This is a genomic window from Streptomyces sp. NPDC048337, assembly GCF_043201175.1.
Lineage (GTDB): Bacteria > Actinomycetota > Actinomycetes > Streptomycetales > Streptomycetaceae > Streptomyces.
This window is the reverse complement of sequence record NZ_JBICYR010000056.1, coordinates 1-11,107: the sequence shown is the minus strand read 5'-3', so window position 1 is coordinate 11,107 and position 11,107 is coordinate 1. Positions and strand designations below refer to the sequence as shown.

Below are 11,107 nucleotides of genomic sequence, written 5' to 3'. Positions count from 1 at the left end.
GCGCCGCCGGCGTGCCCTCCGAAGCCTGAGCAACCAGCCGCCAACGGCTTCCTCACGCCCCCAGACGATCACCCCACCGACAACGTGACAGCACCGGTACGAGTCCTCCTCTTGGACCCCGACGCCCCCGCACTCGCGCAGCGCGCGGCGGAGATCGGGGAATCGGCCGAGACGCTTGCGGCCGGGATCCGCCTTGCAGAAGCCCGGCTCCGGGAGTTGGCCGCGGTGTGTGACGTGGCGGTGTTCCGGTACGCGATGCTGCCGACCTGGCGCCTGATCCGCGCCGACGACACGATGTTCGTCGGCGCGTTCGATGCCGGCTGGGAGGGGCACGAGTCCGCCACCTACAAGGTGGTGGCCACCGCGCACGGCCCCCTGTGCAGGGGGCACCGGCGGATGTTCGACGCGATGGCCGCGGGCGCACGGCGCACGGTCTGAGAGGGAGGAAGTACAAGTGATCGAGGCAGAGCTGAAGGCCCGGGTTCCGGACCGCGAAGCCTTGGTGCAGCTGCTCGACAAGCTCACCGCAGGCCGCCCGGAGATCTACCGGGACACCTACTACGACACCGCCGAGCGGGCACTGGAAGCCCGGGATGCCGAGCTGCGGATCCGCACGGTGGAGACCGCAGACGGCACGGCGCGCACGGTCCTGACCTACAAGAGTGCCGCAGTGGACGCTGCCTCAGGATCGAAGCCGGAGCACGAGACCGAAGTCGTGGGCGCGGACGCGGCGCACGCCGTGGTGCGCGGGCTGGGCTACGTCCCGGTGATCGCGTTCGCACTGCCTGAACTACGACGTGGACGTGAGGGGCCGGCGGATGCTCGCCACGGTCGTCCAGGTCCCGGAGATCGACGGTACGTTCGTTGAGGTCGAGACGATGACCGACGCGGACGGCCTTCCCGGCGCGCTCGCGGACGTCCGGGCCTTCCTGGCCGGGCTCGGCATCGGGGAGGCTGATCTGACCCGGGAGCTGTACACCGACGCGGTGCGCGCCGGCCGGACGGGCTGACCCTCCCCGCGCTCGGCTACGCGGCCCCTTCGGTTCCGGGGAGCCGGCGGGGGCTGATCCACTACGGTTGGTTACAGACCGCGCCGACATGGGTGTGCGGGGTAGGGCTGGTGCCCAGCGCGCTCTGGGGCAGTACGACCGGCCTGAACCTCGGCCCCGGTATTCCGTCCGTCGGAATACCGGGGCCTTTGTCCTGCCTGGGGCTTGGCAGTGTTTCAGGTGGCTACGCCGCCGGGAGGGCGCCGGAATCTCGCTGGACAACGAGCTGGACGCGGACGCCCGGGAGTGTGACGCGCGGGGGTTGAGGGTGTCCGCAGCGTGATGGCCGGGCAACCCTGGTCCGTAAAGGCCTCATTCGACAGGGAGCCGCTCTTGCGCGAACGCCGACGCAGGCTGTGGGCCGCGGTGCTGCTGGGCGCGGCAGCGGTGGCCTACAACGGCTGGCTTCTGGAGTTCCTCCTGCCCACGGGTCTGGACCCCAGGCATTCCTACGTGAGTGAGCTCTACGCGGCCGGTCAGCCCTTCCAGAGGCTGTTCAGCGGGATCGAGGTCGCCTGTGCGCTGCTCGTGACGGCAGCGGCTCTGCTGGCGCGGTGCACGCTGCCAAGCCGCCTGGCAACCATCGGCTGGTGGGCACTGGTGGCCTTCGCCGCATTCTCGGTGGCCGACACCATCCCTCCATGGCGCTGCTCAGCGCCGCGGCCAAGGTCGAGCGCCCCGGAATGCCATTGATCCGCCGCTGGGGCCCCTGGTTGCTGCCGTGCGCCCTGGTGACTGCGGTGGCCACGGCCGGTCCCCTGTTCGGCGGGCCGGGCTGGCACGGCGTCCCGCAGCGGATGCACCTGATCCTGGTGGGAACATGGTTCGCCCTCCTGGCGGTGGCACTGGTCAGGGCGCTGACCCACCACGAGTCGGCTCCCGGAACACCGAGTACCGCCGGCCCGCGGCACTGTCACGTTGTCGGTGGCGGTCTGGGATGATCTTCGGGTTGTCCGTCTGGGAGGGGTGGCGTTCGTGTCGTCTGTGGTGCCGTCGTACGCGAACCGCCGCTACCCGGCCGAGATCATTTCGCACTGCGTGTGGTTGTACTTCCGCTTCCCGCTCAGCTACCGGGAGGTGGAGGAGCTGATGCTTGAGCGGGGCGTCGTCGTCTCGTACGAGAGCATCCGGCGCTGGTGTCTGAAGTTCGGCCAGGCCTATGCAGCGGCCGGACCGCCGCCCATTCCGCATCCGACATGTCCGACGGATAGCGCGGCGTCCGCTCCGGATGATCGGCCGCGTTGCCGTACACGTGCGCGAGACAATCGCACGACACGGCGGACGAGTTGAAGTCGACGGGCGCGACCGCGTACACATAGGACAACGGGGCCTCCTTGAGCCGCTCGGTGAGGTTCGCACCTCCGAGCTACCAAGAGGCCCCGCCTTCATGCACGGGCCGACCGAAGATCACCCGAGCGGAAAACTCGTTCGACCTGCACGTTCCATGATCGGTTGAGATACGGCTTCTCAAACTGTCACGAAACCGGGGCTTCGCATCTGGGTGAATCCGGGGCGGATCGAACGGATGTGGGGCGGGCGCCACTGTGGATGCCTGACCGGCCCACACGTCAGTCGGTTGGGGTCAGAGTTCCCACTCGACTCGTTCCACCGTGTCGTTGTGCTCCTTGGGCTCTTCGAGCTTGTCGCCGGCCTTCAGGATGCGCGTGGCGTTCTTGCTGATCAGCTTCGCATTGCTGTCCGTGCGGTTCTCCCAGGACGACACGTTCTTGGACATGCTGTCGCCGTTGGGAAGGGGCAGAAGACTGAGGTCCACCTTGTGGCCGGCGCCGATTCCGTATCCCTCGCCCCCCTGGTTGTAGTGCCGCCAGAGGCCAAGCGTCTTCTCCGGACAGGGAGACCCTTCAGGGGGGCTGATCACTACTACACCGGGGGGCAGCCCTGCGGTCGCGCTCATGGCTCGCTCCGTTCTCTTGTCCCGCCGGCCTTTCCGGCGGGCGCAGTACCAACGTTCCACAGGAAGCTCGTGGTGTATGCCCGCGGCGCGAGCTTGATCGTTTCTGCTGTGTACATGACCACTCGTGTGGCGGGCCGGCCCGACACGCACCCGGCCCTGGCGATGGGCAGTGGGTGCTGGACAACGGAAGCCGGGTCTCGCTCGCGGGGGTGACCGCAGCACCCGAACTGCCCCGGCCCGCAGCCCTCATGGATTGACGAGTAGGGGAAACCACAGGTCATCCCCTACTCGATTGTCTTTCGACAGCACTACTGGGACGCCGAAGACGAGCACGACCCGGCCGAGGATGCCGCCGAACCCCACTGAGCGGGGTGGAACTGGCGGATTCACCCCTTTCGTGGGAGCCCGGCCCTGCCCCGGACACACCGCAGCGCGGGCCGCCACCGGATGGTGACGGCCCGCGCTGCGGCTGGTCCGAGAACCGGTCTGTCGGTGTCAGGCCGCCCGCTCGTAGGCCAGCACCGCGTTCGGGCAGCCGGCCGCGTACCGCAGCAGCGCCTCACGCTCGGCCTGGTCGACGGCGAGACCCCATCGGTGCTTGGTGGCCACCCACTCACCGATGTACCGGCAGTGCACGGCCGGCGCGGGCATCCAGGTCGCCGGGTCCTGGTCGCTCTTCTGACGGTTCGAGCGGGCGGTGACACCGACGAGGGTGACGTCCGAGCCCAGGTCGTTGGCGTACCGGCGACGCCGCTCGGTGGTCCAGCCGTAACCGCCCGAGTCGTGGACCTCGGCCAGCGGAACCATGTGGTCGATGTCCACACCGGCCGGGCCCTGGACTAGGACGTCGTCGTAGTACGAGTGCCAGACGCCCCCGGTGAGGGTGCAGCCGGCACCCACCGTCGGCGGCTCGATCGCCTCGGCGATCAGCACGTCGTTGCGGGCGGTGCAGCCGTTCTTGTCGTCGTCCTTCCAGTGCGGGTACAGCTCGCGCTTGTAGCCGTCGCGGATCTCCTCCGCGATCGGCAGGGAGGTGATGGCCTCCGTGAGGGTGTACTCATCGGCGTGCGCCGGTGAGGCGGGAGCGAGGACGGCGAAGGCCAGGGCGGTGGCGGCGAAGCCGCGGAACAGGGTTGTGATCACCAACCGGTGATACAGCTGCGGCCGCCGCCACAACGGCCCCGACGGACGGGCTCTCACTCTGCCGGAGGAGCAGATTCACCGCAGGAACGATGCGCCTGAGCAACAAGCCGTCAGGTGGAGCACGTGTCGTCTGCCAGGCCGCACACGTCACCGAGCCCACTCCACGCCGAGTTCGGCGAGCACGCTCAGCTGCTCGGGGTGGAGCCGGTCGCGGCGCTGCTTCTGGTTGGCGATCCAGATTCCGGTCCGGTGTGAGCTGCCGTCGGGGAGCTGCTCGATGTGCCCGCGTCTCGGCATCCCGGCGTCTGGCCCTTGCCGTTGCAGGAACTGCTGCAGGGCTTGGATGCCGGTCTGGAAGGCGGCTGCGGCCCGCCCCGATGTGGACGTCAGGGGCGCCTTCGCCGTTCTCGTGCGGGCTCGTACGGCCTTCTTCACGCCGAGGGCGTCGAGCCGGCGCTGCTGCTCCTCGTTCAGCCGCTCCCAGTCCTGGCGCCGTTGCGAGTCGAGCCACCGTCCGATGTCCTCGCCGTGCCGGGTCACGCCGGGGACGATCGCGGCCAGGCGGGCGCCGTCGGCGAGGAGCTGGGCGAGGTAGGCGTAGTGGCGCTGCCAGTCGACGGTCCACCCGAGCGTGCTCGGGTTCCAGTCCTCATCGATGGCGGCGAGCTGGCCTGTGTGTACCGCACCGCGGCGAGCGGGCTTACGGCCAGGTGTATCCGGTATACCGGCTTCACCCGGGTGCGACACCGCGATCAAGCCATGACCCCAACCGAGCGTGCCGGACCAGGTCGTTTCTCCGCTCAGTTTCACGAACAGAAGCCAACGCCTCATGTCGCTGCCCCAGGTGTGGTGCTCGACCTCGTTTCCCGAGTTCATCCGCTTTCAAGATTGAGTCACACCCGATTCCGTAGTCCCCTCTGGCGACGTTCGAAGCGTCCTACAGAGGCTGTGGTCACGGGCTTCGTGCTCCGCTGTTGTTCGCTGCTGGTCCAGGGCTCCTCCTCGGGGAGGAGTGCGGAGTCGTGTTTCGCCTGTTTCGATTGCGAGGCGGAGGAATTGGGCTGAGGGGGTCGGCTGTGTTGGGTGTGCTGCTGGAGTTAGGGGTTGGAGCTCTGCTGACGTGGATCACGAGCGGCGGAGAGCCAAGAAAGGAAGCCCGGAGGTTTGATGAGGGGGCGGAGGTGGGTTTTGTAGCCTGCCTTCTCGGTGACCGTTCGTACTGCCGGGGTACCTCCTTGGTCTTCCTGTGGGCCTCGCGTTGCACGCTTCATGTCACACCAACGGAGTTCGCGGAGCTGCATCGCAGCCGGATCCCGGTGGATCGGTTGGAAGTGGTTCGGGTGAGGCCAAGAAAGCATACGGATTCCCGGTTGGTTCAGTGGGGGTGGCAGGTGGCCGAGGAGGTCTTCGCGCAACTTGGCCCGGAAGTAGACCCGTACCGCCACGGTCCGCAGCCAGCGGGCCGGGAAGCGGATGCTGTCCCATTGCGGATAGGCCGTGGCGAAGGCCTCGTGCGCGGCATCGGCTGCCTCCTGCGGGCTGGCTCCGTGCTTCATGACGAAGCGGGCCAGGAGCGGCATCTCACGCCGGTAGGCATCCGCGAAGTCGTGCGGTCCCGGGCCGGATCTGATTTGTGTGGCCGGCCCCGTCCGCGGCAGGGACGTGTCATCCACCACGAGGAACCCGCTCCCGCAGGGGGGCCTTCTGCCCGACTTCGATCGTGACCTCGTCCCCGGCAGCAGAACGCATCCGCACCCGACTGCCAGTCGGGAGAGCCTTGACCATCTGCATTCCGGCACGGTGCTGAGAAACGGCCGACTCCGAGTCCCGACGAGCCCGGAACCACACGATCAAGCACCGGGTCGCGTAGGCCGCGACGCACAGCGCGGCGGTTATCCACGAGGCTTCCATCCGGCTCCTCCCCTGTACATCCAGTGAAGCGCACAGCCACCGGCTTCGGATGGCTGTTGCTTAGTACCGGGACGGGTGCCATGTGTGACACCCATTGCTGAAGATGTCGGGCGACAGGGGAACGGCAACGCTTGGCGATCTGCTGCGTGCAAGCGCGAGCCGAACGAGGTCGGTGCCCGGTGCCCGGTGCCCGATGCCCGATCCAACCTGCGGACGAGCCAGCGCTGATGCCGTCCCGTGCATATCATCACGGTGCTCGATGCCCGCCCCGCCCGCCGTCCGCACGCGGCGGCGCCGGCCGGTCCCTCGAACATCTACGAAGCCAGCAAAGGAACCAGCCACTACATGCCCGTCACGTCATCGTCTGCGGCCCCGCATCTGAGTGCGAGCAGAACGGGCCCGCGGGTCCAGCCCGTCCGGCCCGGCGATCCCAAACGGATAGGTCCCTACCGGATCATCGGCCGTCTCGGCTCGGGCGGTATGGGAACCGTCCACGCGGGCCTCGACGATGCGGGCCTGCGCGTTGCGGTCAAGGTCATCCATCCCGCACAGGCCGAAGATGCTGAGTTCCGGGCGCGGTTCCGTCGCGAGGTGCAGCTCTCCGCCCGCGTCCAGGGCCCGTGCGTATTGCCGCTGCTCGCGGCCGATCCGGACGCGGACACCCCGTGGCTGGCCACCGAATACGCCCCCGGCCCCACCCTCAACCAGCACCTGGCCGCCCAAGGCCCGCTGAGCGGCGGCACCCTGTACGCGTTTGCGGCCGGTACGGCCCATGCCCTGGCCTCGATCCACCGGGCCGGTGTGGTTCACCGGGACGTGAAGCCGCAGAACATCATCCTCAGCCCCGCCGGACCTCGGATGCTGGACTTCGGTATCGCGCACGCCGCCGATGGCACCAGCGTCACCAGGACCGGTGTCATGACCGGCACTCCGGGCTGGATCAGCCCCGAGCACTACCGCACCGGAACCGCCGGTCCGGCCGGGGACATGTTCGCCTGGGGTGCCCTCCTCACCTACGCCGCCACCGGCCGTCCGCCCTTCGGCACCGGAGCCCCCGACGTCGTCGCGTTCCGGGTCATGTCCGGCGAACCCGACCTCGACGGAATCCCAGCAGAACTCCTGCCCCTCATCAGACGGGCCTTGGCCAAGGACCCCGAGTCTCGGATCACCGCCGGCGAAGCGGCGGACGAATGCTCACTGCTCCTCGCCTCACAGGCCACCCAGGTTCTTCCCGTAGGAACGGACATACCGCCGACGAGGGTAGGCGATCTCATTGCCACGGAGTGGCTCATGCCCACCCTGGACGACCCCACCTGGCACGCACCGGGGCCCCGGCCCCGCACCCGTAGGGCCGCGCTCATCCTCGGCGCGGCCGTGGCCGTCGGCAGCCTGACGGGCGGCGCCCTCGCCCTGCTCCCCGACAACAACGGCCCGAAAGCCTCCACTAGCACCCAGACCCCTACCAGCAGCGCGAGCGGCGGAGCCGCCCCGACGGGCGGTCAGCAGACACCGGCAGACAAGGACATCTCCACCGCCCCTAGCAGCGGCACCGCAAGCGGCACCTCCGACAGCAACGAGGCCACCCTCGCGACCTGGAGGGAATCCCGCCGCGCCAAGGGCGAACAGGAGAACGAAGTCGAGCGGGGCATCCATCACGACCTGGGCTGGGGCATGGGCGCCCCCGAGGGGCTCCTGCCCGACTCGGACGTGACCACCACATTCCACGAGCCACGCCGCGAGGTGTACGTGGAAGTCGCCGTTCACGACAAGGCAGAAGCTCTCGCCAGCCACCGGATCACCGAACTCGCCAAAGGAACCTGCCTGTCCATGCGCCAGTTCAAAGGCGGCTCGACGACGGGCGAGCGTGGCATGTACCCCGGCCTGGCCTACGACTCCTTCGTCCTCATCGACAGCAGCGACAAGGCCAACCCACGCATCCTGTGGGAGGACAACTTCTTCACCAACACCACCTGCGCCAGCTCGCATCACGACAGGCCCGTGATCGATGAAGGCCAGGACTCCTGGTGGCAGCCGAACGAGACGGGGCTCCAGACGGCACAGATCCCGAGCAAGGACACGGACGAGATCCGCGTCGCCGAAGAGACGGCCAAGGCGATCTTCGCGCGCTGGCAGAACACCCCGCTCGGCACCGGCCCCGCCAACCGGCTCGGCAACGACAACATGAGCGTCGGCTTCGACCCCAACAGCCAGACGATGTACGTGTGGGCGAAGAAGCCCGAGTGGGACCAGGCCACGCGGCAGGCCTGGGGAGGAGCGGCGTCCGCCGTCGCCTGCCAGAAGGTGCTCCAGGAAACCCGCGCCCGCAAGGACTGGGTCCACGCGAAGTACGCGGTAGCGATCCTCGGCGGGCCCGGAGGCGAGGACTTCCTGTACTGGAGCTCCGCCGGAAGCTGCTCACCGTAGGGACGACTGACCCTTGACCTGGCGTCCGCGCCGTCGCACATGGCGGGGCCGACGGATGTCCACCGTCCCGATAGCGGCACCGCGCGGAGTCGCTGGACGCCCTGAAGACCGGGTTGCATGCCGTGCGCCGCGTGCCCGGGCTTCAGGTAGTCAGCCAGTTCCCCTACAGGCCATCACCGTTACCATTCATGTGACGAGCAAGGCTTCGCCTTCGAGACCCACGACCACAAGTGGACCCCGATCGACCATGGGGGTGTGACGCTGATCCACCGCCGCCCGAACCAACGGCTTGTTGCCCCGTCGGTGGCAGCCAGGGGCTGGAGCAAGGCAGCAAAGCGACGACGCTTCGGGAGTGGATAGTGCAGATTAGTCCGTCATGTCTGAGTCGGAAGAAGTGAGTAAAATCCGCTGCTGCCGCTGAAGAACCCCCAGCTCAGCCAGTCTGCTCCCCCGCGCACGCGGGGATGACCCGGGCCCCGAACTGAGCATGAGGAACATGATGGACTGCTCCCCGCGCACGCGGGGATGACCCCAAGCGCAAGGGGTACGTGTACCTCGTCTCGGCCTGCTCCCCGCGCACGCGGGGATGACCCCCGGGAGGTGAGGGCGTCGACCGGCGGGTCGAACTGCTCCCCGCGCACGCGGAGATGCCCCCGGGATCGCTGTCATGCGTGATGCCTTCATGCCTGCGGCGATGGCGCAGTCGCACGTCGTTGAGTGGCAGACGTACGGCCAGCTGTCCGGGGTCACGTCCGCTGGAGTGGTGTATCGACGGCCACTCGGTGATCTCGTCTTTGAGGCTAGGCGGTGAGTGCGGTGAGTGCGGTGGGCAGGACGGTGTCGTCGGTTTCTGACTCGATCGGGTGGAGGCGGGCCTTGGCGAGGAGTTCGCGGCCCATGTAGCGGCGGGCCTCGGTCCACTCGTCGTTCTGCTCGGCCAGGACCGCGCCGACGAGCCGGATGACAGCGGTGCGGTCGGGGAAGATGCCGACGACGTCGGTGCGGCGGCGGATCTCCTTGTTCAGTCGTTCCTGCGGGTTGTTCGACCAGATCTGCTTCCAGATCTCGCGCGGGAAGGCCGCGAAGGCCAGCAGGTCGTGCTGGGCGGCGTCCAAGTGGGCTGCTGCTTTGGGGAACTTGGCCTCCAGCGCGTCCAGGACGTGCCGCATCTGTGCTTTCACCGCGTCGGTGTCGGGCTGTTCGAAGACCGTCCGCAGCAGCGTGGCGACCCAGGGCTGGGCCGATTTCGGGACCTGGCTCAGCAGATTCCTCGCGTAGTGGGTGCGGCAGCGCTGCCAGGACGCGCCGGGCAGGGTGGCTCCGATCGCGTCCACGAGGCCGGCATGGGCGTCGGAGACGACGAGCTGGACGCCGGTGAGGCCGCGGGCGATCAGCGAGCGCAGGAAGGCGAGCCAGCCGGCGCCGTCTTCGGTGGTGGCGACGTCCAGGCCGAGGATCTCGCGGTGGCCGTCGGCGTTGACGCCGACCGCGATCAGCGCGTGGACGTTGACGATCCGGCCGCCTTCGCGGACCTTCTGGGTCAGCGCGTCGACCCAGACGAACGAGTACGGGCCGGCGTCGAGCGGCCGGTTGCGGAAGCTGCGACCTGCTCGTCCAGGTGCTTGGCCATGGCGCTGACCTGCGACTTCGACAGCTGGGTGACGCCGAGGGACTCGGCAAGCTTCTCGACCCGGCGGGTGGAGAAGCCCAGGAGGTAGGCGGTGGCGACCACCGAGATCAGGGCCTGTTCGGCCCGGCGGCGGCGCTCGAGGAGCCAGTGCGGGAAGTAGCTGCCCTGCCTCAGCTTGGGCACGGCCAGCTCGACGGTCCCTGCGCGGGTGTCCCACTCACGCGGGCGATATCCGTTGCGGTGGTTGACGCGTTCGTCGCTGACCTGCCCGTACTCGGCGTTGCAGAGCGCGTCGGCCTCCGCGGACATGAGCGCGTCGGCGAACGTCTTGATCATCGCGCGCAGCAGATCGGGACTCGCCGCGGCGAGATTGTTCTCGGCGAGGGCATGCAGGGGCACACTGTCAGGTGCGGTCATCGTGCTGATCTCCTTCGAGGCTTCGACACTTCGAAAGATCAGCCGGTGGCCGTTCGTCTATGCGGGCCTCACCCTGACGCCGGAGCAAACCCCCGGATCAGGTTGAACCCCTACACCACTTCCCAGGACGCAACCGTGGCCGAGTGCCGTGACGGCGACGCTGTGGTGATGATCGGGTGTGCTCCCGATTCCATGAGGCATCTGACAGTCGTACTGAAAGGCCAGGTCCCCAGAGGGCCGCACGCTGAACAGACCCGCCCCGCCTGACCGCCGCCGTGGCTCCACACCTGAGATGGCAGAGCCCTCCCAGATGGAATGGCGAGGCCATGGGGTTGGACGATCTCCCAACGCCGGGAGACGCCCGCGCCGCACTGCTGCTGGCGCCCGCGGAGCGGCTGGCCCTGGAGGCGGAGCCGGAAGGGCCCGGGGTGGGAGCGGAGCGGACACCCCAACGAGCCGAAGGCTCGGACCCCGTGAAACGGGGTCATCCAGGCCCGCAGAGCGGGCCGTTCGGGTGGAGCGCAGCGGAACCCGAACCCGTCCGAAGCGAAGCGCAGGACACCGGCCCGAAGGGCCGGCTCTGGCTCGGCGAAGCCGAGCCCCGCCGAGCGAAGCGAG

The 11,107-nt window shown here is 68.5% G+C and carries 9 protein-coding genes and 3 pseudogenes; 7 read left to right on the top strand and 5 right to left on the bottom strand.

Annotated features, from left to right (window positions below; genetic code table 11):
• The 6 genes and pseudogenes from ACGFYU_RS37745 to ACGFYU_RS37720 all read left to right on the top strand — a co-directional run.
• Positions 1–438, top strand: a pseudogene (locus ACGFYU_RS37745) (hypothetical protein); the annotation flags it as partial.
• 16 nt (positions 439–454) lie between these two features.
• Complete coding sequence (locus ACGFYU_RS37740) at positions 455–868, top strand: CYTH domain-containing protein (RefSeq protein ID WP_393831818.1); 414 nt, start codon at positions 455–457, stop codon at positions 866–868.
• 10 nt (positions 869–878) lie between these two features.
• Positions 879–1,010 (top strand): hypothetical protein, encoded by a 132-nt coding sequence (locus ACGFYU_RS37735; RefSeq protein ID WP_393831817.1) that lies wholly within the window; start codon positions 879–881, stop codon positions 1,008–1,010.
• A 372-nt stretch (positions 1,011–1,382) separates the two neighbouring features.
• Positions 1,383–1,742, top strand: coding sequence for a DUF998 domain-containing protein (locus ACGFYU_RS37730; protein ID WP_393831816.1), 360 nt, complete (start codon positions 1,383–1,385; stop codon positions 1,740–1,742).
• Complete coding sequence (locus ACGFYU_RS37725) at positions 1,691–1,990, top strand: hypothetical protein (protein WP_393831821.1); 300 nt, start codon at positions 1,691–1,693, stop codon at positions 1,988–1,990. The genes ACGFYU_RS37730 and ACGFYU_RS37725 overlap by 52 nt, the downstream gene beginning before the upstream one ends.
• A gap of 43 nt (positions 1,991–2,033) precedes the next feature.
• Positions 2,034–2,213 (top strand): annotated as a pseudogene (locus ACGFYU_RS37720) (IS6 family transposase); the annotation flags it as partial.
• 418 nt (positions 2,214–2,631) lie between these two features.
• Here the strand turns inward: ACGFYU_RS37720 and ACGFYU_RS37715 are convergent.
• The 4 genes from ACGFYU_RS37715 to ACGFYU_RS37700 form a co-directional block, all read right to left on the bottom strand.
• Positions 2,632–2,964 carry a peptidase inhibitor family I36 protein gene (locus ACGFYU_RS37715; protein ID WP_393831815.1) on the bottom strand — a complete coding sequence of 111 codons (333 nt, stop codon included), beginning with the start codon at positions 2,962–2,964 and terminating at the stop codon, positions 2,632–2,634.
• Between the two features lie 495 nt (positions 2,965–3,459).
• Positions 3,460–4,107 (bottom strand): HNH endonuclease family protein, encoded by a 648-nt coding sequence (locus ACGFYU_RS37710; RefSeq protein WP_393831814.1) that lies wholly within the window; start codon positions 4,105–4,107, stop codon positions 3,460–3,462.
• Positions 4,108–4,254: 147 nt separating this feature from the next.
• Entirely contained in the window at positions 4,255–4,854 is a 600-nt protein-coding gene (locus ACGFYU_RS37705) for a helicase associated domain-containing protein (protein WP_393831820.1), read from the bottom strand.
• Between the two features lie 350 nt (positions 4,855–5,204).
• A complete protein-coding gene (locus tag ACGFYU_RS37700) occupies positions 5,205–5,687 on the bottom strand; it encodes a hypothetical protein (RefSeq protein ID WP_393831819.1) in 483 nt (160 codons plus the stop codon).
• A gap of 811 nt (positions 5,688–6,498) precedes the next feature.
• Between ACGFYU_RS37700 and ACGFYU_RS37695 the strand changes: the two genes are divergently transcribed.
• The gene (locus tag ACGFYU_RS37695) at positions 6,499–8,442 is read left to right on the top strand and encodes a serine/threonine-protein kinase (protein WP_393831813.1); all 1,944 of its coding nucleotides are present in this window, start codon (positions 6,499–6,501) and stop codon (positions 8,440–8,442) included.
• Between the two features lie 800 nt (positions 8,443–9,242).
• Here ACGFYU_RS37695 and ACGFYU_RS37690 read toward each other — a convergent pair.
• Positions 9,243–10,489 (bottom strand): annotated as a pseudogene (locus tag ACGFYU_RS37690) (IS256 family transposase).
• Positions 10,490–11,107: the final 618 nt, after the last annotated feature.

Coding starts and splice junctions, on each gene's coding strand:
- ACGFYU_RS37735 (WP_393831817.1), top strand. CDS start 879: ATGACCGACGCGGACGGCCTTCCCGGCGCGCTCGCGGACGTCCGGGCC.
- ACGFYU_RS37725 (WP_393831821.1), top strand. CDS start 1,691: ATGGCGCTGCTCAGCGCCGCGGCCAAGGTCGAGCGCCCCGGAATGCCA.
- ACGFYU_RS37715 (WP_393831815.1), bottom strand. CDS start 2,964: ATGAGCGCGACCGCAGGGCTGCCCCCCGGTGTAGTAGTGATCAGCCCC.
- ACGFYU_RS37700 (WP_393831819.1), bottom strand. CDS start 5,687: ATGCCGCTCCTGGCCCGCTTCGTCATGAAGCACGGAGCCAGCCCGCAG.
- ACGFYU_RS37695 (WP_393831813.1), top strand. CDS start 6,499: ATGGGAACCGTCCACGCGGGCCTCGACGATGCGGGCCTGCGCGTTGCG.